Raw genomic sequence first — 24,285 nt, forward strand, 5'->3', positions numbered from 1 at the left:
TCGTGGCCCTTCAGGCGGCCAGTCCTATCAGGGTGTAGGGGGCCCACAGGTCCGGGCGCGACGACCCGTACAGCTCGCGTGACTCCAGCATCGCCGCCCTGAGTGCCCTGCCCGGGCCCGCGGCGGCCAGCCTGGCGTGGAAGGACGGCAGCAGCTCCCGCGCCACCTCGGGGTGCGCCGGCCACTGCGGCAGCAGCGCGGCGGCGGCGCCCGCGCGCAGCAGGGCGTGCCCGAGCGCTGTCACGCCCGCGCCGCCGGGTGTCGGCTCGCAGCCGCTCACGGCGACGAGCCGGGCCTCGATGCTCAGGTCCATGAGCGCGCGGGCGTTCAGCAGCCCGCCGGGAAGGCGGATCCCCGAGCCGTACGGGTCGGCGCCGTCGTAGCAGGCCGGGCAGGCCAGGTGCACGGTGTCCCAGACGCCTTCCAGATCGCGGGCGGCCGCGGTGACCGGCGGGCTGCCCAGCACCGCGGCGACGGCGGCCGCGTCCTCGCCCTGGCCCGCCACCAGCGTCCGGCCGCCGTGACCGGCGCGGCGCAGCGCCTGCCGGGCCAGCGCGGCCGCCGACGGCGCGTATGCCACGGCGTAGCGGTCGAGCAGCAGCCGCCCGCCCGGGGCGAGCGCGTGCAGCGGCAGCCCGTGCAGGTCGCCGTGCGGCAGCAGATACAGCACGTCGAGATCGTCGCCGAGCGCCTCGATCGCCTCGCCGAGCAGCAGGTCGGCGACCACCCGCCACAGCTCGGCCCGCCGCCGCCCGCCGTCGCCGGCCCTCGCCGTCGCGGCGAACTCGGCCAGCAGCTCCGGCCCTGCCGAGGTGGCGAACGCGCGCGGCCTCGCCCATCCCGCGCGGTGCGCCACCACGCTGACGAGCGCCTCGCCGGTGTGGAACGCTACGACGCCGCTTCCTTCCGGCAGCAGGTCCAGGAGCCGGCCCGGGTCGACGCCGATGGACCGCGCGACGTTCTCCTCCAGCCCGAGCAGCGTCTCCTTGGCCCGTTCCGCATGCGCCCAGGCCCTGGCCCCGCGCCCCAGACGGACGGCCAGCCCCACCGCCCTGGAACGGAGCCGCTCGGCCGCCGCCGAACCCGTGTCGTCCAGCTCACCGGCCCGCTCGGCGTCCGCCAGTGCGGCCGCCAGCTCACCCAGCTCCTCGCCCGCCGCGGCCCTGGTCGCATACGCGGCGGCCAGCTCCGCCCGATGCGCCCCGCCGAGCCCCGGCACGCGCCCCCCGCCGTCGTCCCCGTCCGACCACAACACCCCACCCACAGCCGCCCCCGGCCCCTGCCCACCCAGACCCGACCGGCCCACACCCCCGGCAACCGACCCTTGGGGCTCAGCTGCAACCACGTCCGACCGCCCCGCGCTCTCGACGGCCGAACTCTGCACCTCACCATCCGACTGCTGCGCGCCCTCGACAACCGACCTCTGCTGCTCACCTGCAGCCAAGTCCGACCGCCCTGCGCCCTCGACAACCGACCTCTGCTGCTCACCTGCAGCCAAGTCCGACCGCACCGCGCTCTCGACGGGCGGATTCTGCACCTCACCATCCGGCTGCCGCGCGCCCTCGACAACCGGCCCGGATCCCTGCGACTCATCGCCAACCGGTTCCCGCTGGTGTAGGCCGCCGACGCTCGGCTCCGGCGGCTGTCCGCCGGCGGCGGCAGTCGGTCGCAGGGTGCCGCCGCTGAACGGCGCCGGCCGCTGAACGTTCCCCGTTGTTGGCTGGGTGCCGGCTTCGAGGAGGTCGATGGCTGCTGAGGCGCGGGCGCGGGCGGCGGTGAACCGGCCGGCGCGCAGGTCCAGAGCGCCGAGTTCGGCCAGCGCCACGGCCTGGCCCTCGCCGAAGCCGATCCGCTGTGCCAGCGACAGCGCCTCGGCCAGGCGGTCGACGTCGCCCAGCCGGCCCAGCGCGATCAGGTCGCGCACCACGGCTCGCTGCCGTCCGCGCGCCCGGTCGATGTCCAGGGCCCGTTCGGCGAGCCGTGCCGCGCTGTCGCGTTCTCCTCTGGCCGCGTGTACGGGGGCCAGTTCCCCGCACACGGTGGCCACGGTCGCGTCGTCGCCGACGGCCTCCCCGAGCGCCAGCGCCTCCTGGTAGAGAGTTGCGGCCTCGTCCACGTCTCCCTGGCGGAAGCGCGTCCTCGCCCGTACGGCCAGCAGCGACGCCCGCATGCCGCGCCAGACGGGGCCGGCGGCGAGCGCGAGCGCCTCGGCGAGCACCGCCCCGGCGTGCGACCAGCGCCGGTCCTCCGCCAGCGCCGCGCCGAGCGCCCCGAGCGCGGCCACCAGCCGCACCGGCATCGCCTGCCCGGACTCGCGCGCCAGCCGGACGGACTCCGCCAGGTGACCGATCGCCTCGGCCGTGCGCCCCAGCGCGACCGCGGCGGCGCCACGCCCGCGCAGGTGCTCGCTCAGCAGGCCGTCACGCAGGTCGCACCCATGCTTCGCGTACTCGTACGCGGCCTCAGGATCGTCCGCCTCCAGCGCCAGCGCGCACAGCTTGGCCAGCAGCCCGGAGCGGCGGCGCGGGTCGGCGGCGGCGCCGGCCGCCTGCCGTGCCAGCGCGAGCGCCCCGGACAGATCGCCTGCCGCCTCGGCCTCCTCGATGCGCACCCGCTCGGCCAGCCGTTCGGCCAGCTCCGGGTCCGCGCCGCCGCGCCGCACCGCGGCCAGCGCCTGCGCCAGCGCCGCCCGTCCCCGCGCGACCTCCCCCGCCGCGAACTGCAGCTCCGCCAGCCGCACCAGCACGGCCGGATCCGCTCCCCCGACCGGGATCACCTCGTACGGTGCGTCCCCCGTAGGCCCGGTCACCGCGCCACTGAGCCCCTCTTCCAGCGCCTTCCTCGCCCGGCGCAGGTCGCCCCGCTCCTCCAGCGCGAAGCCGAGACGCAACGAGGCGAGCGCGGCCAGACCAGCGTGCCCGGTCGCGCGAAAGCCGTCGGCGGCCAGCCCTAGATGCTCCACCACAGCCGCCGATCCCCCCGCACGAGCAGCCCCCCAGCCACCGTCCTCCCGCTCCCCCAGCCCGCCCACCCCGGCGACCGGCCCACCTCCGGGCCCCACCGGCAGACGCCCCCCCACCCCCACTGCGCGGTCCACCGCAGAACCAACCGACGGACGCTCCCCCGCCGCCGCACCACTCTCGGAACCCGCCGGGGGATGATGGCCGACTTCGGTTGCGCGGTCGCCCACAGAACCCACCGGCGGACGCTCCCCCGCCCTCGCTGCGCGGTCCGCTGCAGAACCAACCGACGGACGCTCCCCCGCCGCACCACCGCCAGAACTCACCGGCGGACGCTCGTCCCCTGCTGCGGCTGCCTGGTCCCCCGCCGAACCGACCGACGAACGTTCCCCCGCCGCCGGACCAAGCCCGGAACCTGTGGGGGGATGCTGGCCGACTTGGGCTGGGCGGTGCTTCGGCGCTGGGCGGTTGTGTGCGTGGACTACCGCGAGGCGTTCGTGGACTACCGCTTCCCTCAGGGGGTCGCCCGCTGCCAGGCCGAGGGCGGCTCGGAGCCGGTCGAGTGCGTCGTCCGGGTGGCCGGTGCGGAGGTCGGCGGTGGCGCGTACCAGGGCGATGGAGAACAGGGCGCCGATGTCGCCTTCCGCCACGGCGGGGCGCATCGCCAGGTCAAGCTCGGCCGAGGCCTCGTCGCAGCGGCCCAGCTCAACCAGGCAGGCGGCGCGCATCGTCCGGGCGGCGGCGACGCGTTCGAGGGCCGCGAACGCCTCGGCGGCCGTCCCGAAGTCCTGGGTGGCCTGTTCCATCCCGGCGCCGGTGAAGCCGATCACGCCGAGGTGGTAGCGCACGGCGGCGACCCCGTCCCGGTGGCCGAGCTGGTTGTAGGCGCGCTCGGCCCGCTCGAACGCCCGCCTGGCCCCGGGCACGTCGGCGCGGGAGAGACGGCGGCGGGCGATGTGGTACCACTCGTCGGCGGCCTCGCGCCGCTGGCCGCGCCGCCGGACCACGTCCACGATGGCGGCCTCGCACGCCGCCGCGTGATCGGCGTGCCCGAGCTCGTACAGCAGCACCGCGTGCCCGTCCAGCGCCTGGCAGGCGTCGTCCCACTTGCCGATGGCCTCCAGTTCGGACGCGCAGGTGCTGATCAGCTCGGCCGCGGCGGGCAGGTGGCCCAGCTCGGCGCCGGCCCGCGCGCCCGGGATGAGCGCCCGCGCCGCCCGCTCGGCGTCGCCGCGGGTCAGGTGCAGCTCGCGGGCGCGGCCCGCACGTTCCAGCGCCTCCGCCCGGTCGCCCGCGTCGAGGTACGCCGCGGCGGCCCTTTCCTGGTACGTGGCCTCGTCCGCGTGCAGGCCCGCTTCCCGGCACAGTTCGGCGGCCCGCCGGTAGCAGGCGGCGGCCCGGCGTGGCTCCCCTGCCCGGGCGCAGGCGTTCCCCATGGCGGCCCGCTGAGCCGCCTCCTCCCGAGGGTGTCCGAGGGCTCCGTAGCCGTCGGCGGCGTGTTCGAACGCCCGTAACGCGGCCTCCCAGGCGCCGAGTTCCTCGTGCTCGTTCCCGATCCTGGAGTACGTGTCGGCCGCCTGGACCGGTTCACCCGCCTCGGCGAAGGCCCTTCCGGCCCGCTCCAGCAGTTCGATCGCCATTCTCCGGCGCCCACGCCCGGCCAGGCCCGTTGCGGCCCTCACCAGATACGTCGCGGCGCGTACCTTCTTGCTTTCGTCGCCGGGGCCTTCCTCCGCGGCTCTCCCGCCGATCCCGGTAGCGCGACCGGGATCGGCGCTGTCGCCGGTTCCGGCCTCGTCCCCGCTTCTGGCGGCGACGTAAGTGGGTCCGGCAATGCCGTCGGCGGGGCCGGCAGTGGCATTGGCGGGGCCGGTGACGACGTCGGGGGTCCCGGCGGTGACATCGGCTGGGCTGGCGACGTTCCAGGAACCGGCGCCGCCGCCGGTCCCGAATACGGCGCCATCGTCGGTCCGGGAAACGCCTCCGGCTCCAGCGACGTGGGCAGTAGCAGTGGTGTCGACGGAACTGTCGCTGTCGTCCGTTCTGGCGACGCCATCGGTTCCGGCGGAGATGTCGGCGGTACCGGCAACGTCGGTGGTTGTGCTGGTATCGGTGGTGGCTCGTGACTGCGATGCGCCCGGGGTTCTGGTCTGGCCGCCGGTTCGGGAGTCTCTGGCTGCCCTGGCGTGGCGTTCGCCGAGGCGGAGCAGGTCTCGGGTGGTTTCCTCGTCGTCGCAGACCATGGCGAGCCGGGTCGCTGCCTCGGCCAGCGGCTTGTCCGGCGTACCTGTCAAGGTGCCGAGCGCCAGGCGGAGCAGCGAGGTGAGCTCGGGATCGCCCCCGGGCACGTTCCCGGCGAGTTCCAGCGCCTCGACCAGGTCCTGCTCGTCACCTCGTACGGTGAACCGCACCAGCAACCCCTTGACCAGCGCAAGCGGTACGGGCGACGCTCCCGGCCCCGTGGGCGGCGGTGCTTCGAGGGTGCGTGGCCGAGGCGACGGCTCTCGCGCCGCACTAGCCGGGGTGCCTTGCGCCGAGGGCAAGCCGCCGAACGGGTCCCTCGGAGTCACAGTCTGCGATGTGGGTGATGCGCCCGGCGGCGGTACCGCTGAGGGAGGGCCCGACGGAGGCGCGGTGGTTCCGATGGCGAGGTAGGCAAGCTCTGCGGCTTTGCGAGCCGCCTGAACGGCAGCGTCCAAGTCCGCGATCTGACGGGCCGCCTGAACGGCACCCCCCGCGTCGGCGGAGCTGCGAGCCTTCTGGATCGAACCATCCCAGTCCGCAGAGCGCCCGGCCGCCTGCACCGCCACACCCGACTCGGCGGGTCCGCGTACCTCCCGAGCCGCAGGATCCCAGTCCGCAGAGCGCCCGGCCGCCTCCACGGCGTCCCAATCGGCGGGTCGGCGTCCCGCCGGGGCCGCAGCGTCCCAATCGGCGGGCTGGTGTCCTACCAGGGCCTCAGCGTCCCAATCCGCAGGGCGCCCGGCGGCCTGCACCGCCTCGTCCCAGGCGGCCGGCCGGCGTCCCGCCAGGGCCTCAGCGTCCCAATCCGCAGGGCGCCCGGTCGTCTGCACCGTCACGTCCGGCTCGGCGGGTTCGCGTACCTGCTGGGCTGCGCCGACGAGGGTGGCGCGGTGGCGTAGTACGTCGGAGAGGACTGTGTGCGCTTCCGCCTGGAAGCGCGGGTCGGTATCCGCCGCTAGTGCCTTTCGGAGGGTTGTCACGGCCTCGGCGGCGGTGTGCGCGGTGAGGTCCAGGCGTAGGGCTTGGCCGAGCAGGAGGAGGGCTCGGGGGCGCTGGGGGTGGCGGCCTGGGCAGGCTGCGACGGCGGCGCGGGCGGCGGAGATGGCGGTGCGGGCGTCTCCTGTTCGTGTGGCGCGGTGGAGGAGGACCCCGGCCAGGCCGGTGAGGAACGCGGGCCGTTCCGGATGTCCCTCCGGTGCGCGTACCACCGCCTGCCGCAGGGTCTGTACGGCGATCTCCAGGTCCGCCAGGTCGCCGCTCCCCCGGTAACGCCGCCAGTGGCGGCGGCCGAGCAGGTCGAGGCGGGTCGCCGCGTCGTCCAACCTGGCGGCGGCGTTCCCCAGCTCCGATGGTCCCGTCCAGGCCACCGGATCCTCCGGCCAGGCCGCGGTGTGACCGTACGAACCGGAAAGGCCCACCGACCAGGCGGCGGCGTAGCCGTACGATCCCGGATGGCTCACCGGATCCTCCGGCCAGCCGTCGCTGTGACCGTACGAACCCGGAAGGCCCACAGGCTGGGTTGCGGAACGGTCCGGTCTCGGGGCGGTTTCCGGGGCATCCAGCGGGGCTGGGGATGCCGGGTCGTGCGGACGGGATGCGGGATGGGCGGGAGGCACCGGGAGGGTCGGAGCGGGAGGTAGGGCGGCGAGCATGTCGCGGCCGGCTTCGAGGGAGCGGAGGTCGCCCGTGACCACGTACCACTCCACCAGGGCCGTGCCGTAGCGGGACAGGACCGCCGGGTGGGCGCCGGCCTCGTGCCAGTGGTCGAGGCAGGCCTGGCCCACCCGCAGCAGCGCCAGCAGGTCGGCGTCGGCGCAGGACGCGGCGGCGCGGGTGGAGGCCAGGAAGAGGAGGTCCAGGAGCGCCGCGGAGCGTTCCGGTCCCGGAGGGCGGCCGGCGGCGAGGAGGTACGCCCTGATCAGGGGGGTGTCGCCCGGAAGCGCGTGCCCGAGCGCCGCCGCCAGGTCAGTCACGTGGCCTGGGCCGGCGAGCGCGGCCCGGAACAGGGCGTGCACCGCGTCGTCGAGCGCGCCGCCGTCGCCGGCCGTCCGGTACAGCCGCACCAGGCCGTTGCCGAGGATGGCCAGCGACTCGGCGGCCCAGGCGGGTGCGGGCACGTCCAGGGCCTGCTCCAGCAGCACCTGACCGAGCCGGTCGCACACCTCCGCCTTGGGCGCGGCGAACGCGCGGCGGAGTATGGCGTGCAGGAGCAGGCCCACGTGCGGGTACGCGTCCACGTCCACGTGGCGGAAGACCTGCTCCGCCAGCTCCGCCCAGGTCTCCGCGGTGGCGGCGGCCGGGACGTGCGTCCCGCGCAGCCGCTCCGGCAGCCCGTCGGGGTCGAGTACGGCGACGGCGGCGAAGAACACGCCTGCCACGGCCGCCTCGCCGTCCTCCTCGGGGGCGAGCCGGTAGCGGGCCAGGTGGAGCACCCCGGCGAGCCGCCAGACGGCGGCGTCGCGTGGCCCGCCGTCGCAGGCCAGCATGGCCTCCTCGGCGTCGTCCAGCGCCGCGTCGTCCAGCACCAGCCGGGGGTCCGCCGCCCGCTCGAACTCCTCGATTCGGGCAGCGAGCACCCTGGCCGGATCTTTCATGGGGCCTAGGCTCTCATCAGCCCGTCCTTCACGTACAGCACCGTCCCGGACGAACCACCGCGAGCCTGGCGCATGGGCGGCGGGGTCAACATCTCGCAGACGCCCCGGCGTGCCCGGGTGAGTGCCGGGCGCGCCGGGGTAGGTGCCTGGGCATGCTCTATGGCGAGGAACACGTCCGGCGCTACCGCGAGACCGGCGGCGCCGAAGGACACGACTGGAACGGCACCACGACCCTCCTGCTCACCACGAAGGGCCGCAAATCCGGCGAGCCGTACACGACGCCGCTCATCTACCAGCCGCACGGCGACGACTTCGTGGTGGTCGCCTCCAAGGGCGGCGACCCGTCGCATCCTGACTGGTACAAGAACCTGGCCGCCGACCCCGAGGTCGAGGTGCAGGTCAGGAGCGACCGGTTCAAGGCGCGCGCCCGCACCGCCACCGACGAGGAGCGACCGGAGCTGTGGCGGCTGATGACCGCCACGTGGCCCGACTACGACGAGTACACCAAGAAGACCGACCGCAAGATCCCGGTGGTGGTCCTGGAGCCCCGGCGCTGATCAGAACGTCACCAGCGGCTCCCCGACGAAGTCCGCGATGAAGTTGACGAAGAAGAACCCGAAGAACAGGAAGTTGAGCACCAGGATGACGTGGTGCCACCAGCGCGCCCGCGCCGGCTTGGGCAGCTTGCTGTTGAGATACATGAGCATGAACGGGTAGATCAGCGCACCGAGGTTCGACATGTTCGCCGACCACTCCACCAGCGCCACCGGCAGTGACAGGTGGATGACGACCGCGATCACGATCAGCAGCACGATCATGAACGGGTAGTAGAAGCGTCGCGGGTCGCCCTCGATGAGCCTGCGCAGCCTGGGGCTGGTGGCATGGGCGGCGTCGGTGGTGACCCGCACCATCGCCTCGAAGATCCCCAGCTGCGTGCTGAACAGGATGAGCACGCCCAGGATCAGCGCGAGGACGAACATCGCCTGCCCGTACTCGTCCCCGAGCGCGGCGGCGACGAAGGTCGGCACCGTCGCCCGGGTGGGCTGCTGTCCCGACAGGTTGACCGCGTGCGCCATGAGGATCGTCGGCAGGAGCATGCCGAGCATGGCGCCGACGAAGAACACGCCCCACATGTCGACCATGATCAGCCGGTACCACCGCCGCCACAGCCCCCGGTTGCGCTCGTCGTCGGGGAAGGTGACGCCGCTGGCCAGGATCTCCTGCCGGCCGCCGCGCAGGCCGGCGATGTAACCGGCGCGGTGGCCCATGCCGTAGCCCTTGTCGCGGTAGTGGCCCATCACGTACCAGTTCAGTCCGGAGGCCAGGGCGGTGAAGCCGGCCAGGCCGCCGAGCTGGGTGGCGGTGATCCCGGCGGGCGGCGCGGCCGGGGTGAAGAAGCCCCTGATGCCCTCCCACCACAGCTCCCACGGCACCACGAACAGGTCGATGAGCAGCAGGGCGACCAGGATGGAGCCGACCATGATCCAGTTGGCCAGCTCCAGGGCGCGGCTGACCCGCCGGGCCGCCGCGGTGATCAGGAAGACCAGCACGAGCAGCGCGATGGCCCACAGCCGGGGCTCCTCGGCCCCGGCGGGCGGGATGTCGCCGTGGACGAGCGCGTACACGCCCTGCCCCGCGGAGGCGGCCCAGCCGCCGGCGATGAATGCGAAGATGACGATGAACACCGACAGCGGGACCCACAGCTTCCAGCCCGGCGGCACCCTCCCCCAGCCGACCACCGGGGTCTCGCCGGTGGCCGTCACGTAGCGGGCGCACTCGACGTTGTAGAACGTCTGGAGCACGGCCGAGACCAGGATGACCCAGCCGACGCCGACGAAGCCGTACTGACCGACGCTGAGCGGGCCGAGCAGCCATTCGCCGCTGCCGATGGAGATGCCGAGGGCGATCAGGCTGGGCCCCACGGCGAACTTGAACAGCTCTACCTTGCCGATCCGGGGGACCTTGAAGACCTCCTCCGGCGTCGGCAGATCGGTGACTTCGAGGTCCGGGCGGCTGACTCCGAGGGGATGCGTCATCTCTGCCTCCTGCCGTTCAGGGTGATCCCGTACGGCGGGCAGGACAAGGCCCAAATGAGACCTACGTCACATAAGTGACGCGTACAGCTCCATCGTGCGGCGGGCGATCGCGGGCCAGGAGAAGTGTTCGACGGCCCGCGCCCGTCCGGCCAGCCCCATCGCGCGGGCCCGCGCCGGGTCCTCCAGCAGCGTGTTCACCCGCCCGGCGAGGTCGGCGGCGAACCGCTCGGGGTCGTGCGGAGTGCCGTCGGGGCCCTGGTCGATCGGTACGAGCAGGCCCGTCTCACCGTCGGCGACCACCTCGGGGATGCCGCCGGTGGTCGTCGCGACCACGGCGGTCTCGCAGGCCATGGCCTCCAGGTTGACGATGCCCATGGGCTCGTAGACCGACGGGCAGACGAATACCGAGGCGTGCGTGAGCAGCTGGATCACCTCGGGCTTGGGCAGCATCTCGGAGATCCAGAACACGCCCTTGCGGTCGAGGCCGCGCACCAGCCCGGCCACCTCGGCGGCGATCTCCGGCGTGTCGGGCGCGCCCGCGCAGAGCACGAGCTGCGCGTCGGGGGCGAAGGACCGCGCCGCGTGCAGAAGGTGGACCAGGCCTTTCTGGCGGGTGATCCGGCCGACGAAGATGACGTACGGTCGATCGCGGTCGATGCCGTACTTTTTCAGGATCTGATGGTCCTGGTCCGGGGCGTACTCGGCGGTGTCGATGCCGTTGTGGATCACGCTCACCTTGGCCGGGTCGATCCGCGGGTAGGCGGCCAGCACGTCGCGGCGCATGCCGGCCGACACCGAGACCACCGCGTCGGCGGCCTCCAGGGCGGTGCGCTCGGCCCACGAGGAGATCGCGTAGCCGCCGCCCAACTGCTCGGCCTTCCACGGGCGCAGCGGCTCCAGGCTGTGCGTGGTGACCACGTGCGGGATGCCGTGGAGGAGCTTGGCGGCGTGCCCGGCGAAGTTGGCGTACCAGGTGTGCGAATGGACCAGGTCGGCGCCCTCGCAGGCCGCGGCGATCTCCAGGTCGACGCCGAGCACCTGGAGCGCGGCGTTCGCGCCGGCCAGCCCGGCGGGCGTCCGGTAGGCCGACACCCCGGGCTCCTCCCTGGCGGCGCCGAAGCACCGCACCCGCACGTCGGCGAGCTCCCGCAGCTCGCGGGAGAGGTACTCCATGTGCACGCCCGCGCCGCCGTAGACCTCCGGCGGGTATTCGCGGCTGAGCAGATCCACTCGCATGACTCGACTTTACGAGGAATCGCGGGCGTCCGGACACGGTGACAGGCGCCCGAGCGGGAAACAACCGGTGCGCTGATGGCGGCACATAGAGGGATCACTCCGGACACCTCGGGAGAGGGCCGGACAGAGTTACGTCGATAGATGCGCCGATTGGGGGTAGCGTCCTGGACATGAGGTCCCGGAGGGTGCTTGCGGTCGTGCTGGCGGGTGGAGAGGGAAAGAGGCTGATGCCTCTCACGGCGGACCGGGCGAAACCGGCTGTGCCGTTCGGCGGGATGTATCGGCTGATCGACTTCGTGCTGTCCAACCTGGCCAACGGCGGCTACCTGAAGATCGTCGTGCTGACCCAGTACAAGAACCACAGCCTGGACCGCCACATCTCCCGCACCTGGCGGCTCTCGGCCATGCTGGGCAACTACGTCACCCCGGTGCCCGCGCAGCAGCGGCTGGGGCCGCGCTGGTTCTCGGGGTCGGCCGACGCCCTCTTCCAGAACCTCAACCTGATCTACGACGAGATGCCCGAGCACGTGATCGTGTTCGGCGCCGACCACATCTACCGGATGGATCCCCGGCAGATGGTCGAGCAGCACGAGCAGTCGGGCGCCGACGTGACCGTGGCGGCGATCCGCCAGCCGCTGTCGCTGGCCGACCAGTTCGGCGTGATCGAGACCGACCCGCAGGGCAAGCGCATCGTGGCCTTCCGCGAGAAGCCCAAGGACGCGGTGGGGCTGGCCGACTCCCCCGACGAGGTCTACGCCTCGATGGGCAACTACGTGTTCAAGACGCAGGCGATGATCGACGCGCTGCGCGAGGACGCGCTCGACCCGACCAGCAGACACGACCTGGGCGGCAACATCATCCCGATGATGGTCAAGTCGGGCGGGGCCGACGTCTACGACTTCGCCCACAACATGGTGCCGGGCTCCACCGAGCGCGACCGCGGCTACTGGCGCGACGTCGGCACGCTCGACGCCTACTACGAGGCCCACATGGACCTCATCTCGGCCCACCCGATCTTCAATCTCTACAACGACAAGTGGCCCATCCACACCGGTCACGACCCGCTGCCGCCGGCCAAGTTCGTGCACAACGACGGCGACCGGGTCGGGCGCGCCCTGGAGTCGCTGGTCTCCCCCGGCGTGATCGTCTCGGGCGGCACGGCCGTCCGGTCGATCCTGTCGCCCAAGGTCGTCCTCCACTCCCACTCGCTGGTGGAGGACTCGGTGCTGATGGAGAACGTCAAGGTCGGCCGGGGCGCGATCGTCCGCAAGGCCATCATCGACAAGAACGTCGTCATCCCCGACGGCGCCCGCATCGGCTTCGACCTGGAGTACGACCGCACCCGCTTCGCCCTGACCCGGAGCGGCGTGGTCGTGATCGGCAAGAACGAGATCGTCGACCGCTGAGGGCGTTCCCCTAAAGTGGGCGGCGTGCATCCTGATCTCCGCCGGTCCCTGGTCAAAGAGCTGAGCGAGTCGGAGCGGCCGCGGCGTTACTGGCGCGGCGACGACGAGCGCGGCGGGGTGTGGCTGTTCGAGAGCGTCGAGGGCGACGGCGAACACTGGGCGATCCGGCAGGCGGAGATCGACGGGGCCCGGCGGCTACGCCGCTACTGGTGGCGCCACCCGCAGGACGAGCACGGGTTCCTCACCGACCAGCCGCTCGACATCTGGGACCTGACCGAGATCGACGGGGCCGCGTTCGAGGCCGTCTGGGCCGCCGGCGAGTGACCCGCGCCGGGGCCGGCCGGTGGGCGTGGTCCCTGGTCACCCGCTAGCGTCCCAGGTCGGCGGGGTGAGCATGGTGTCGATGCGGCGCAGCTCGTCGCGGTGCAGGGCGCTCAGCAGAGCCAGGACCCGCTCCCCCTCGGCGGTCAGCAGCACGCGGACCGCCCGGCCGTCGTCGGGGTGGGCGCTCCGGCGTACGAGGCCCTGCCGCTGGGCGCGGCTGACCAGCTCGACCACGCTGTGGTGACGCAGGAGCAGCCGTTCGGCCAGCTCCCGCACGGTCGCCCAGTCGCGGCCGGGGAACCCTTTCAGCGCCAGCATGAGCTGATACTGCTGGGGGGCGAGGCCGGCCGCGCGCACCGAGTCCTCGCTGAACCGCAGGTAGCTGCGGATCCCGAAACGGAACCGGGCGAGCGCCTCGAAATCCTGCTTCGACAGCGGCTCGCTCTCTGCCGCCGCCTCCCGAATCCCCCCGTGACCATCCATGGGATCCATTTTATATCGTGCTACGATGTAAATCATTCAGGTGGGATACGAGATGAGATCGCACCTGGCGCGAGCGCCCAGGAGGTGTGTCGTGCTCGACGACCGCGAACGCGACGAGTTGCGTAGGATCCAGCGCCGGCTGCGCGACGAGGATCCGGATTTCACCGAGTCATTCCACAGCGACGCGCGGCACCTGCCCCGGCGAGCGCCCGACCTGTCCAGACGGACCTACACGGTCCTGCTCGCCATCAGCTCCACGTCCTGCCTGATCATGATGGCGGCCGGGTCGCCGTTCATCGCCCTGCTGTTCGCCGGGCTGGCCGCGTGGGTCTGGTACGCACGCGCCCACCCCTACGAGCACGACCAGTGACGACCGCGGACCTCGGCGCATGAGGATTTGAGGTCTTCGGCATCGCTCGGTGTTGTAGTACGTTGGCGGTGATTTCCTTTCATCCGCCTTTTCTGGGGGTCCGCTTGATGCGGTCGCGCCACGTCATGGTGGCTGCAACGCTCCTTCTCTCCGCCGCCTGCATGAATGACAGCTCTCCAACTCGGCCACAGCCGACCCAGGCCGCCGTCGATTCCGTCACCACGGCGCCGTGCGAGTTCCGGGCCGTCAAGGGCGAACCGCCATCCTGGGCCCGGACAGGATTCACCCCCGGCGTAGAGATGCATTATGCCTCCAGCAGCCGCGGTGACATGCTCGCCATCCTTTTCGGCTATCCGCTTTACAGCCCACCGCTGCCGGACCGGGGCAACAAAATTCTGTGGCGTTCCAGAGCGCCGCTGGTTCCGTCCGAGCCGTTGCGCATCGAGGCCCGGCTGAACGGCGTGGGCGCGCCGACGCGCATCACCGTCGAGGGCGGCCCCGGGCCTTCTGCGGTCGACCTGCCGAGCCCCGGATGCTGGCGCCTGGACCTCGCGTGGAGCTCTCACACGGACTCCATCGACCTGGAGTTCGTCAGTCGATGACCGGCTCCCCCGCCGCCGCGTCGAACAGCACCGTCCGCCAGTCCCCGACATTGGCGAAAACGGCGCCGCGGGTCCGGACACCGAACCGGCGGGTGACCCGCGCGGCCTTGATGTGCGCCGGGATCCTCCCCATCTGGTAAACCTGGCCGAGGTTGTGGAAGAGGGTGACGCTCAGCACCCTGCGTGCCGCCACGTCCGTACGGGTCGCGATGAAGACGAGCCCTTCGAGCCGCGGCGTGATGCGCGCCGAGATCCAGGCGTGCGCGATCCGGAAGGCGAGCAGCCGCCACAGCCCGCCACAGTCGAACCTGGTCACGACGACGACGCCACCGTCTGGATCCGGGGCACAGCGCCCGGCGGCGGCGGCCACTACACGATCTGGAGCAAACCCAGGCATATCAGCACTACTCCGCTCAAGGCCCGTACAGTACGGATGAACACCCGCTCTCCGCCCAGGAACGCCCGGCCGGGAACGTGGTTGAGTGCCGTCCCGATCACCGTCCCCGCCACCGAGCCGATCACCATTCCGACCAGGAACACCGGTGCCGCCATGGGGTTGAGCAGCACCGTGACCACGAGCGCGCCCCAGATGAGCGACGTGGTCTTCTGCGTGGTGAACAGCAGACCGAGGTCGACGCCCCAGAGCACACCGCGCCAGCCGGGCCGGAGCGCCCGCGCGTAGTCCTGGGGCACCTGCCGCATCACGTGCGGAGTGCGGTTCAGCACGTCCGCGACGCCCACCCCGACCAGCAGCGTGCCCGCCGCCACCTCGCGCCACCGGAGCGGGAGCACGCTCCCGAGCCCTTCCGCCACGACGGCGGCCAGCAGCGCGATGACCGTTCCGCCCACCACGAGACCCACGGAGTAGCCCGCGATGAAGCGGCGTGCTGCGCCAGGCGACCGCCTGGACAATGGACCGGCCACGCCGACCATCGAGCGGCCTCAAGGGCTCCAGTACTGCAGGACGAAGCCGGCCAGGGCCAGTGCCACGATCGCCGGGACGTCCATCAGACGAGGTCCTTTCCCGGCGCGACGCTCACGCCGCCCGCTGCGCCGGAGGGGTCGTCGAGGGAGGCGATCCAGCTCGACAGGGCGTTGAAGGAGCTGAACACCACAGCGGACCGCACGACCCCATCGGGGGAGAGCGCCACCGCCGCCGGGCTCATGCCGACGCCGAGCGCCGACATGCTGAATTGTCCTGAGACGTCCACGTAGCCGGGCAGGTCAGCCAGCCCGTACTGCGCCACGAACTCCCTCCCTGAGGCGGCCGACGCGCACGACACCACGACGCCGACGAGGTCCACGCCCGAGGAGGCGAAGAAGCCACGCGCCTCGGGAGCCAGTTCCTGGCACGCCCCGCAGGTCGTACTGAGGACGAGGAGCACGCCCGGCGGCCGGGCGAGCCCGTCGGGGAACTCGATGACCGTCGCGCCGAGCTTGGCGTCGGGCAGCGGCTGCACGGACTCGGGGCGCCTCGTCCCGCCGCCCGCGGACGACTCGGAGATCCGCGCGTTGAGCTCGCCCAGCATCGCGAAGAGGATCACGACCGCCAGGCTGAGCAGCACGAGCAGGGTGACCATCAGTGCCGTGATCATGTTTCGGTCCGTTCGCGCGCCATGGTCCCTCTCACGAAGACGATCAGATGGCGGCGGTTCGCCCAGACGGGGACGAACAGCGCCGTGTTCAGCGCGAGCAGCAGGACAGCCTGATCGTAGGCGGTCTCACGCAGCGCCGGCACCAAGGCCCAGGCCAGGATCGCGGCGCCGGCCAGCACGTTCCAGGCCCCGAACGACCGCGAACCGCTCCGGCCGAAACAGCCGCAGGGCAGTGAGCTCGCCCGCAGCCGTCCCAGGACCCCCACCACCGCGAATCCCGTTCCCAGCAGGGCCGCCAGCAGCAAGGTGAGCAGGTGCTCCTGGCCGAACACGGCCAGGACGGCCAGCGCGATCTCCGCGGCGGCGACCGCCCGGACCAGGGCCACAGGCGGCGGTCTCCGTGCGCCGGTCAGCTCACCGAGAGCCTCGGCCAGACCGTGCGGGCTGACCAGCTTGCCGGCGCCCGAGCTGAGCAGGGCCGCTGCGAGCAGCGCGCTGAGGACGGCAGGCAGCACCCCCATCGCCGGCTACGACCGGAGCCCGGCCGCGGTCAGCCCTTCGCCCACGGCTACCTTGCGGAGGTGGACCACGTGGTCCTCGCCGTAGACGGCGACGGGCGCGGTCGAGTAGCGGGCGCCCTTCTCCCCGGTCAGCTGAACGGCCGTATCGACCTTGATCTGCTTGGTACGGAAATGAATGGCGATGACGTCGACAGGCTTCTCGTCCTCGATGCGCGCGCATACCGCCACGTTCACCGAGCCTTCGTTCTCGAAGATGTAGGCGTAGCCGTGATTCGTCGGGGTGATCGACATTGCGGGCCTCCGGATCGTCCGTCCGTTGCTCAGGGATAGCAGCTGATGGAGGCCCTTCCGGAGGCCTCACAGCATTGACAGAAGGACGCCCCCGAATAGCAGCCCCAAATGTAGTACGCGTTGTTCGCGCACGTGCTGTAGGGGAAGGTCGGGCAGTAGACCAGGCGGCAGCACAGGTATTCACAGATGGCCTGTGCGGAAGCGGGCCGCGCCTGAGTGGCGACGGTCGTGGCGGCGGCCAGCGCGCTGGCGCCCATGGCCCGGGTGAAGAAGCGACGAGTCAACCGGCGGTTGCGCTGCGGGGGCTCATGAACTGCCACGGCCACTCCATCAGAGTCGATCGTTTTGAATTGATCTCTTCAGGAGAGTACAACATCATTCACCCATCAACAAGAATATCTTTTTGGAGGAGTCGGACTTTCTGTGTTAACGTAAAACACCTATTAAGGTCAGGCTGCAACGACCTTCAGGAATTCGATTCCCGCTCTTCTTCGGCCGGACAGCGGCCTCGCCAGCTGATCGGTCCGGGCGCCAGCGGTTTCACGGCGGAGCCGGGCTCGACGACCGCGAACGCGACGAGGATCTGCGTCAACCGGCGAGGCGGTGGCGGGCGAGCGCGTCGTAGAACGGCTGGTGGTGCTCGGCGACCCGGCGCAGGTGCTCGTTCGTGTCGGGCGTCTCACGTCGCTCGGGCGCCTTCCCGGCCACCAGGCCGCTGCTCTCGGCCACCTCCGCGTGCCACTGGTCGGTGCGCCGCCAGTTGTCCCGTCGACCGGGTTCCCAGCGCATCGCCTCGGGCTTGAAGTCGAGCCCGACCCGCTCGCAGTACGCCCGGACCGTCGGCTCCGGATCGGCCACGAGGTCGTCGCCGTCGATCACCAGCGGGATCTCGCCGGTGGCCGACCGCACGGCGTCGAAGATGGTGTGCAGGTACTCGAAGCCGTACTCGTCCAGGGTGGCCCCGGGGTTCATGGCGTAGTGCGAGGAGATCGCGGCCCGCGGCTCCCGGATCATGAACGTGTTGACGACGTCGCTGAACAGGCGCTTGTCCTCGAGCAGCGGCGTGTAGGTGTAGTCGGAGGTCTCCTTGGCGAACACCCGGCGCTCGCCGGCGCTGACGTCGAGCATCAGGTCGAGCATCTCGATCGGCGAGGTGACCCGCCTGCCGGCGAACTCGACGTGGCCGTCCGCCTGGAGGTACGAGAACGGCTCGTGGGCCACCTCCAGATCGCCGCGCTCGATCATGACGCGCAGGAACGCCGTGGATCGCGATCGGGGCACGGCCCACAGCAGGATGGGCTTGCGCGCGGCGCTCATTGCGACCACTCCGTGGGCCGGCGGTCCCAGCGGAATCCGCGCAACCGCGCCATCAGCTCCTCGCTCAGCGGTTCGGCGTCGCTGGTGGCGATGTTGGCGCGTACGTGCGTGAGTTTGCGCATGCCGGGGATGACGGTGGCGACGTCGGGGTTCTGGAGGATGAAGCGGAGCGCGAGTTCGGGCATGGTCATGTCCTCGGGCACGATCCGCGCCAGCCGTTCGGCGCGCTCCACGCTCGGGACGAGGTTCTCGGGGACGAAGTACGTGTTGCGCCAGTCGCCTTCGGGCCAGCGGGAGTCGCGGGTGAGGGTGCCGGTGAGGGTGCCCTCGTCGAAGGGCACCCGGGCGATCACCGCGACGTCCAGCTCCCGGCATGCCGGGAACAGCTCGTCCTCGGGGGCCTGGTCGAAGATGTTGTAGATGACCTGCACCGTGTCGATCAGCCCGGTGCGCAGGGTCTCCAGGACGTTCCAGGGCTCCCAGCGGTTGACGCTGATCCCGACGCCTCTGATGAGCCCGCGTTCCTTCATCTCGATGATCGCGTCCTGCCAGGCCGCGTCGTGCGCCCAGGCGTCCTCCCAGACGTGGAACTGGAACAGGTCGACGGACGGCGTGCCCAGCCCTTCGAGGCTCCGGTGCAGGTACTCCCACAGGTGATCGGGCGGGTAGACCTCGGACAGTTTGGAGTCGCGGGTGGACGGCCAGGCGCGGTCCATGGGCGGCGGCTTGGTGGCCAGGTGGAGGCGGCGTTCCGGGTGCCGTTCGACCAGCCGCCCGAGCATCCTCTCGCTGTGTCCCCGGCCGTAGATCCAGGCGGTGTCGAAGAAGGTGCACCCGAGCCGCACGGCCTCGTCCAGCGCGGTGTCGCCGGTCCGGTCGTCGGCGCCCGTCCAGCCGCCCTCGCCGCCCGCTATCCCCCACATTCCGTAGCCGACCTCGCTGACCTTCCAGCCGAGCCGGCCGAATCGACGCTCACGCATCACCTGCTCCTTCCTTGTCTGTAAGCCTTCTCTTGCCGTCTAGCTCCAGCGGTTCCCGCCGGAGCCGAACCGGGTCTGCCGCACCACGGGGCCGGCGACCTTCATCCGCTCGACCCGGACGACGCCCCGGTGGACGGACAGGGTCACGCTGCCGTCGATCTCGCCGACGAGCCGGTCCATCGCCTCCCGCGCCGCCCGCGCGGCGGGTTCGAGCCACCGCGCCTCGTACATCGCCGAGCCCAGGACGGCGGACAGCCGGTCGTAGAGCTCGCGGCTCGCCCCGTCGAGGCTCGCCTGCAGGACGCGGGTCCACGCGCGGTCGAGCAGCTCCAGGCCGGGCGCCTCGTAGACGCCCCGGCAGACCGTGCCGATGATGCGCCGCTCGACCACGTCGCGCAGCCAGACCCCGTGCCGCGCGCCGAGGTCGTTGGCGCGCTTCATCCACTCGACCGGGTCGGGCCCGCTCCCGTCGAGGTCGGCGACCCGTCCTTCGCGGAAGAGGACCGTGACGGTCTCAGGCTCGGCCGTGGCCTGCTCGGGCCACTCACTCCACCGGGGGTCGAGCCGGGTGACCGGCGTTTCGAGGTCCTCCAGCTCCGCCGACTCGTGCGAGACGCCGGCGAGGCTGGCATCGGTGGACCGTTCGGCGCCGCTGCCCGGGTCGAGGCTCAGCCCGTGCTCGGCGACGGCCGCGAGCATGGTCTCGCGGCCGGGGAACCGTTCGAGCGCCCGCGGATCGGTCCACGGCTCGACGACCGGCAGGTCCGGCGCGAGGTGGGCGCCGTAACGAGCGAAGCGGCGCTGGTCGTTGCCCCCGCCGACACAGCCGTGCGCGAGTGCCCCGCATCCGTCGGCCCGCATCAGCGGCGCGAGCCCGCTGACGAGCACGAAGCGCGCCGCGCCGGTCGTGTTCCAGTAGCCGCCGTCGTGGCGGGCGCGGTACCGCAGGAGATCCGACGCCACGGCGGCGATGGACGGCCGTAGATCCACGACCACGGATTCGTCCCCGAATCGTCGCACCGAAGAAGCGAGCGCGTCCAATTCCGGAGGATCCGCCTGGCCGATGTCGGCGATATAGTGCCTCGCCGGCGTCGGCAGTTCACGAAGCCAGACCCCGACGGCCAGGGAGGAAAGTCCTCCCGATTGGAATAATCCGACAGGTGCGTTGTCGCCGGTTTGCCGCACGACTCCCCCTTACGTCGACAGATGGGGCGCGATGCCGGCGCTGAATGGGCCGACCGTCACCGACCCTACCCATGGATTCGGGACCTTCACGTCCGGAGCGCCCGGGATCGCGGACGTGAACTGTCCGGCCCTTGTCGATTTTCAGCGCCGTCAAGGCGTTCTGCTGCGGCTCGCTTCCGGCCTCATTCTTCGGGCCGGGATGTGCGCTTACCTGGTCATTGACAGGAGACGATCATTTCGCGGACGTCCGCTGATCATTTTTCGCTCTTCGGCAGATTGTCACAAAACAGCGCGACCGCAGATTGGCGCGCGCCGCCTCGGGTAACGCCGAATATGCTCTTCGCGACTTCCCCCAGGCCGTGCCTGTCCGGCGTGCCCGGCGCCGCACGGCGTCCGGCCGGCCCGGTCGTCGCTCCACACCGATTTCAGTCCGCGGCACATTCTCGTTCCCGCAGGCCATACCGCCTCACACACCGGCATCCTGGCCCGCGGCGGCGACACCCGGGTTGCGCATCCCGGTCTCATGTTCCAAGATGTGAGTAACTTGTAATCCAACTGATATCGGTTACTTCGGCTCGAACGTGCGGCACTCCAGTCGTCTGACGAAAGGAGGAAACACGTGGTCAGCGCACGCCCGAAGGCGCCACCCGCTTGATCGGCCGGGCTCGCGATATCCGGCGGGCCGCTCATGCCCGCGGCAATTCTGTGGATTTCCGGCGCCCGTGTCCGGCCGCCGAAAACTCCGAATTTCATCAGAAGCCTCGCCATGCCTGCCGAAGGACCGGTTTCCGCTGTCCGGAAACCACAAAGCCGAATGGTCACCGATCTGCCTGACACGACGATCTGTTGCCGTCGAGAACATCGGGAGCACGATGACACGCCAACCGCATGAGAATCCAGACGAACACCATCTGGCCGCCATTCACTTATTCCTTGGGCCGCACCACGATTTCCCCCGGCGGAGCACCGTTCTCGATCTGTTCCACGCACAAAAGGAGAACGCGCCGGACCGCCCCGCGATCCGCTATCGGGACATCACGGTGAGTTATGCCGACCTCGACGCCTGGGCCAATGTGACGGCCAATCGACTGATCAGCGGCGGTGTCCGGGCCGGACAATTGATACCCGTGTTGATAGCGGACGGCCCCGAATTCCCGATCTCGCTCTTCGGGGTGATGAAGACAGGATCGGCGTTCGTACCGCTTGATCCGGCCTGGCCGGTCGACCGTCTCCGCGCGATCGTGGCCGAGTTGTCGCCGCCCGTCGTCGTGGTGTCGCCGGCGACCGCGGGCATCATCGGCGAACTGGAGCAGGCCCTCCCGACGGTGATCGTCGACTGCGCGGAGCCGCCCGATCACGCCGACCGGAAACCGCCGCCGGCCGGCCGCGCGCCGGGGCCGGAAGACCTGATCTACGGGTTCTACACCTCCGGCTCGACCGGCACACCCAAGTGCGCGCTCAACCACCACCGCGGCCTGGTCAACAGGCTGACCACCATGTCGCGCCGGTTCGGTGACGGGGCCGAACACGTGACGCTGCAGAACAGCCGGTCCACGTTCGACTCCTCGATGTGGCAGGTGTTGTGGCCGCTGGTGTCGGGCGGGCAGGTCGTGCTGCCGCACCGCGACGGCATCCTCGACCTTGAGGAGACGGCCACGACCATCGGCCGCTACGGCGTCACGATGACCGACTTCGTGCCGTCCGTGCTCGAGGCGTTCGTGTCGCTGCTGGAGGTGCGCGAGGACCTGCGCGAGGCGACGTCGAGCCTGCGGCGCATGCTGATCGGCGGGGAGGCGGCCGGCGCCGGCGTGGTGCACCGGCTGCGCGCGCTGCTGCCGGGGCTGGAGGTCACCAACACGTTCGGGCCGACGGAGTGCTCGATCGGGTCGGTGTTCCACGACGTCACGGACGCCGACGCCGACCGGATCCCCCTCGGGCGGCCCATCGACAACACCGCCGCGATCCTGCTCGACGACGACCTCAAGCCCGTCCCGGTGAACACTCCTGGCGAGATGTATCTCGGCGGCGAGTGCGTCGGAGCGGGCTACCTCAACGATCCCGAGCGCACCGCGCGGGTGCTCGTGGCCAACCCGTTCCCCCAGATCCCGGGCGAGAAGCTCTATCGGACCGGCGATCTGGCACGCGTCGACGAGGACGGCCTGATGTACTTCATCGGCCGGCGCGACGAACAGGTGAAGCTCGGCGGGGTGCGCGTCGAGCTGGGCGATGTCGCCTCGGCCGTGGCCGACCATCCGCTCGTGGGCAACGCGGTGGCGATCGTGCTCGGCGAGGCGCCCGAGTCCACGCTCGTCTGCTGCGTCACGCCGCGCTCGCCGGACGACCCGCCGTCGCCGGAGCTGCTTCGCGGGTACGCGGCGGAGAAGCTGCCGGCCGAGCAGGTGCCGCACCGGATCGTGGTGCTCGACGCGCTCCCCCTCAACCACAACGGCAAAGCGGACCGCAAGGCGCTGGCCGCCCTCATCGTGGCCCAGACGGCGACGCGGGAGGGCCCGGCGGAGCCTGTCGAGCCGCCGGCCGACCCGATGGAGGAGCTGGTCTGCTCGGCCTGGCGCGACGTGCTCGACCGGGAGCAGGTCTCGGTGGTCGTGCCGTTCTCCGACTACGGGGGCACCTCGCTGCTCGCCTACCGGCTCACCGCCGCGATCAGCGAACGGCTGGGGAAGCCGGTGCCGCCCCGGGACCTGCTCGTCGCCTCGACCGTACGCGCGCAGGCGGCGCGGCTCACCCAGGGCGTCGACGACGACTGCGCCGAACTCGCCTACATCAGGCACGACCTGGCCTGGAGCCCGCCGCAGACCCTGCTGCTCACGGGCGCGACCGGCTTCGTCGGGGCACACGTCCTGGCCGAGCTGCTGACGCGCTCCAACGCCGGGCTGATCTGCCTGGTGCGGTGCGCCGACCCCGCCGACGGCGCCCGGCGGCTGACCGAGGTCCTCGAACAGTACGGGCTGACGTCCGCCTGGCAGCTGCTGCCCACGGCGCTCAAGACCGGACGGGTCGAGGTGATCCCCAGCGACCTGGGCAGCGAGCTGCTCGGCCTGCCGCAGCGGCGGTTCGACGCGATCGCCTCCACGGTGTCCGGCGTCGTCAACGCCGCGGGCGCGGTGAACTTCCTGTCCGGCTATCTGGACCACCGCCCCGCCAACGTGCTCGGCGTACAGGAGATCATCAAACTCGCCTCGGGCGGCGCGCGCGTGCACACTCTGTCGACCTTGAGCATCTTCCCGCCCGCCGGGCCGGACGCGCCGCCCGTCACCGAGGACCGGCTCCCGGCGACGGAGGAGGTCGCCGCGGACGGCTACAACCGATCGAAGTACGTCGCCGAGTCCCTGCTCGCCGACGCGCACCGGCAGGGCGTCAGATCCGTGGTGTACCGCCTCGGCGAGGTCTGGCCGCACCGCGCGACCGGCGTGGCCAACCCGGACTCGCTGGCGCACAACCTGTTGTACGCGTGCGCGCGCACCGGATGCGTGTTCCCGACCGAGGCCGAGATCGACGTGACGCCCGTCGACGTGGTCGCCGAGTTCGTGGCCCGCGCCGCGACCGGCGACATCGAGGTGCCCGACGGCGCCATGCACGTGCTGTGGCCGGCCAGGCTGCGCTTCGCCGAGGCGTTCGGCGTGCTCGCCGAACGGTGCGCGCTCGACCGGGTCGGCTACCCCCCGTTCCGCGACCGCCTGGAGGCCATCGCCGAGACCGACGAGCGGCTCGCCGGGCTGCTCCTGCTGCTGCCGCCCCCGGTCGCCGACCAGGACGCGGCACCGGCCGAGTTCGACCGGATGTTCACCGACGGCTCCCGGCACTTCGACACCCGGCGGTTCAGCCGCCACGCGACCTCGCTGGCCAGGCCGGAGACGGACGGGCTCAGGACGCTCGACCGCTACCTCGGTGAACTGACCGGCATTCACGCCTTCGTACCACAAGAAAGGTGAGCGTCATGGAAGCGAGATTCGTCGTGGTGATCAACCACGAGGAGCAGTACTCGATCTGGCCCGCGGGCCGGGAGATTCCGGCCGGCTGGACCGAGGCCGGTGCGGAGGGAAGCAAGAGCGACTGCCTTGCACACATCGCGCGGGTGTGGACCGACCTGCGCCCGATGAGCGTGCGACGGTGAAGGAGG

General features: G+C 71.5%; 19 protein-coding genes. 7 read left to right on the forward strand and 12 right to left on the reverse strand.

The window, feature by feature from the left end:
• Window positions 1–10: 10 nt before the first annotated feature.
• Window positions 11–7,798, reverse strand: coding sequence for a CHAT domain-containing protein (locus ACIBF7_RS15825; protein ID WP_397197414.1), 7,788 nt, complete (start codon window positions 7,796–7,798; stop codon window positions 11–13).
• Window positions 7,799–7,950: 152 nt separating this feature from the next.
• On the opposite strand from ACIBF7_RS15825, the gene ACIBF7_RS15830 reads away from it, so the two are divergent.
• Entirely contained in the window at window positions 7,951–8,355 is a 405-nt protein-coding gene (locus ACIBF7_RS15830; protein WP_397197415.1) for a nitroreductase family deazaflavin-dependent oxidoreductase, read from the forward strand.
• On the opposite strand, the gene ACIBF7_RS15835 is transcribed toward ACIBF7_RS15830, so the two are convergent.
• Entirely contained in the window at window positions 8,356–9,834 is a 1,479-nt protein-coding gene (locus tag ACIBF7_RS15835; protein ID WP_219547525.1) for an Nramp family divalent metal transporter, read from the reverse strand.
• 66 nt (window positions 9,835–9,900) lie between these two features.
• A complete protein-coding gene (gene glgA, locus ACIBF7_RS15840; protein ID WP_271277408.1) occupies window positions 9,901–11,070 on the reverse strand; it encodes a glycogen synthase in 1,170 nt (389 codons plus the stop codon).
• Between the two features lie 170 nt (window positions 11,071–11,240).
• Here glgA and glgC point away from each other — a divergent pair, with 170 nt between their 5' ends.
• Both glgC and ACIBF7_RS15850 read left to right on the forward strand, forming a co-directional pair.
• Entirely contained in the window at window positions 11,241–12,476 is a 1,236-nt protein-coding gene (gene glgC, locus ACIBF7_RS15845; RefSeq protein WP_271277409.1) for a glucose-1-phosphate adenylyltransferase, read from the forward strand.
• A 24-nt stretch (window positions 12,477–12,500) separates the two neighbouring features.
• On the forward strand, window positions 12,501–12,800 hold the full coding sequence (locus tag ACIBF7_RS15850; protein WP_271277410.1) for a hypothetical protein: 300 nt from the start codon (window positions 12,501–12,503) through the stop codon (window positions 12,798–12,800).
• A gap of 36 nt (window positions 12,801–12,836) precedes the next feature.
• Here ACIBF7_RS15850 and ACIBF7_RS15855 read toward each other — a convergent pair whose 3' ends face one another.
• The gene (locus ACIBF7_RS15855) at window positions 12,837–13,283 is read right to left on the reverse strand and encodes a MarR family winged helix-turn-helix transcriptional regulator (RefSeq protein WP_271277411.1); all 447 of its coding nucleotides are present in this window, start codon (window positions 13,281–13,283) and stop codon (window positions 12,837–12,839) included.
• Window positions 13,284–13,374: 91 nt separating this feature from the next.
• Between ACIBF7_RS15855 and ACIBF7_RS15860 the strand changes: the two genes are divergently transcribed.
• Entirely contained in the window at window positions 13,375–13,653 is a 279-nt protein-coding gene (locus ACIBF7_RS15860; RefSeq protein ID WP_271277412.1) for a DUF3040 domain-containing protein, read from the forward strand.
• Window positions 13,654–13,715: 62 nt separating this feature from the next.
• On the forward strand, window positions 13,716–14,255 hold the full coding sequence (locus ACIBF7_RS15865; RefSeq protein ID WP_271277413.1) for a hypothetical protein: 540 nt from the start codon (window positions 13,716–13,718) through the stop codon (window positions 14,253–14,255).
• Here the strand turns inward: ACIBF7_RS15865 and ACIBF7_RS15870 are convergent.
• The 8 genes from ACIBF7_RS15870 to ACIBF7_RS15905 all read right to left on the reverse strand — a co-directional run bounded on the left by ACIBF7_RS15870 (window position 14,245) and on the right by ACIBF7_RS15905 (window position 20,144).
• The gene (locus tag ACIBF7_RS15870) at window positions 14,245–14,571 is read right to left on the reverse strand and encodes a hypothetical protein (RefSeq protein ID WP_148030689.1); all 327 of its coding nucleotides are present in this window, start codon (window positions 14,569–14,571) and stop codon (window positions 14,245–14,247) included. The genes ACIBF7_RS15865 and ACIBF7_RS15870 overlap by 11 nt on opposite strands.
• A gap of 53 nt (window positions 14,572–14,624) precedes the next feature.
• Window positions 14,625–15,107, reverse strand: coding sequence for a hypothetical protein (locus tag ACIBF7_RS15875; RefSeq protein ID WP_148030688.1), 483 nt, complete (start codon window positions 15,105–15,107; stop codon window positions 14,625–14,627).
• A gap of 155 nt (window positions 15,108–15,262) precedes the next feature.
• Window positions 15,263–15,850, reverse strand: coding sequence for a hypothetical protein (locus tag ACIBF7_RS15880; RefSeq protein ID WP_271277414.1), 588 nt, complete (start codon window positions 15,848–15,850; stop codon window positions 15,263–15,265).
• Entirely contained in the window at window positions 15,847–16,371 is a 525-nt protein-coding gene (locus tag ACIBF7_RS15885; protein WP_271277415.1) for a MauE/DoxX family redox-associated membrane protein, read from the reverse strand. The genes ACIBF7_RS15880 and ACIBF7_RS15885 overlap by 4 nt, the downstream gene beginning before the upstream one ends.
• A gap of 6 nt (window positions 16,372–16,377) precedes the next feature.
• A complete protein-coding gene (locus tag ACIBF7_RS15890) occupies window positions 16,378–16,662 on the reverse strand; it encodes a hypothetical protein (protein WP_148030685.1) in 285 nt (94 codons plus the stop codon).
• A gap of 588 nt (window positions 16,663–17,250) precedes the next feature.
• Entirely contained in the window at window positions 17,251–17,979 is a 729-nt protein-coding gene (locus ACIBF7_RS15895) for a sulfotransferase family protein (RefSeq protein WP_271277416.1), read from the reverse strand.
• Entirely contained in the window at window positions 17,976–18,959 is a 984-nt protein-coding gene (locus ACIBF7_RS15900; protein ID WP_219547545.1) for an aldo/keto reductase, read from the reverse strand. Before ACIBF7_RS15900 ends, ACIBF7_RS15895 begins: the two co-directional genes overlap by 4 nt.
• Before the next feature lie 39 nt (window positions 18,960–18,998).
• Entirely contained in the window at window positions 18,999–20,144 is a 1,146-nt protein-coding gene (locus tag ACIBF7_RS15905) for an argininosuccinate synthase domain-containing protein (RefSeq protein WP_271277417.1), read from the reverse strand.
• An 872-nt stretch (window positions 20,145–21,016) separates the two neighbouring features.
• Here ACIBF7_RS15905 and ACIBF7_RS15910 point away from each other — a divergent pair.
• Window positions 21,017–24,097: an amino acid adenylation domain-containing protein gene (locus tag ACIBF7_RS15910; protein WP_397197416.1), complete on the forward strand. Its 3,081-nt coding sequence runs from the start codon at window positions 21,017–21,019 to the stop codon at window positions 24,095–24,097.
• 5 nt (window positions 24,098–24,102) lie between these two features.
• A complete protein-coding gene (locus ACIBF7_RS15915) occupies window positions 24,103–24,279 on the forward strand; it encodes an MbtH family protein (protein WP_397197417.1) in 177 nt (58 codons plus the stop codon).
• Window positions 24,280–24,285: the final 6 nt, after the last annotated feature.

The organism is Nonomuraea sp. NPDC050478 (genome assembly GCF_044458265.1).
In the GTDB taxonomy this organism is placed as follows: domain Bacteria; phylum Actinomycetota; class Actinomycetes; order Streptosporangiales; family Streptosporangiaceae; genus Nonomuraea; species Nonomuraea ferruginea.

Excerpts from the sequence above, each read along its gene's own strand:
- ACIBF7_RS15900 (WP_219547545.1), bottom strand. The coding sequence starts at position 18,959 with ATGCGTGAGCGTCGATTCGGCCGGCTCGGCTGGAAGGTCAGCGAGGTC.
- glgC (WP_271277409.1), top strand. The coding sequence starts at position 11,241 with ATGAGGTCCCGGAGGGTGCTTGCGGTCGTGCTGGCGGGTGGAGAGGGA.
- ACIBF7_RS15855 (WP_271277411.1), bottom strand. The coding sequence starts at position 13,283 with ATGGATGGTCACGGGGGGATTCGGGAGGCGGCGGCAGAGAGCGAGCCG.
- ACIBF7_RS15835 (WP_219547525.1), bottom strand. The coding sequence starts at position 9,834 with ATGACGCATCCCCTCGGAGTCAGCCGCCCGGACCTCGAAGTCACCGAT.
- ACIBF7_RS15895 (WP_271277416.1), bottom strand. The coding sequence starts at position 17,979 with ATGAGCGCCGCGCGCAAGCCCATCCTGCTGTGGGCCGTGCCCCGATCG.
- ACIBF7_RS15830 (WP_397197415.1), top strand. The coding sequence starts at position 7,951 with ATGCTCTATGGCGAGGAACACGTCCGGCGCTACCGCGAGACCGGCGGC.
- ACIBF7_RS15885 (WP_271277415.1), bottom strand. The coding sequence starts at position 16,371 with ATGGGGGTGCTGCCTGCCGTCCTCAGCGCGCTGCTCGCAGCGGCCCTG.
- ACIBF7_RS15880 (WP_271277414.1), bottom strand. The coding sequence starts at position 15,850 with ATGATCACGGCACTGATGGTCACCCTGCTCGTGCTGCTCAGCCTGGCG.
- ACIBF7_RS15910 (WP_397197416.1), top strand. The coding sequence starts at position 21,017 with ATGACACGCCAACCGCATGAGAATCCAGACGAACACCATCTGGCCGCC.
- ACIBF7_RS15915 (WP_397197417.1), top strand. The coding sequence starts at position 24,103 with ATGGAAGCGAGATTCGTCGTGGTGATCAACCACGAGGAGCAGTACTCG.
- glgA (WP_271277408.1), bottom strand. The coding sequence starts at position 11,070 with ATGCGAGTGGATCTGCTCAGCCGCGAATACCCGCCGGAGGTCTACGGC.
- ACIBF7_RS15890 (WP_148030685.1), bottom strand. The coding sequence starts at position 16,662 with ATGTCGATCACCCCGACGAATCACGGCTACGCCTACATCTTCGAGAAC.
- ACIBF7_RS15825 (WP_397197414.1), bottom strand. The coding sequence starts at position 7,798 with ATGAAAGATCCGGCCAGGGTGCTCGCTGCCCGAATCGAGGAGTTCGAG.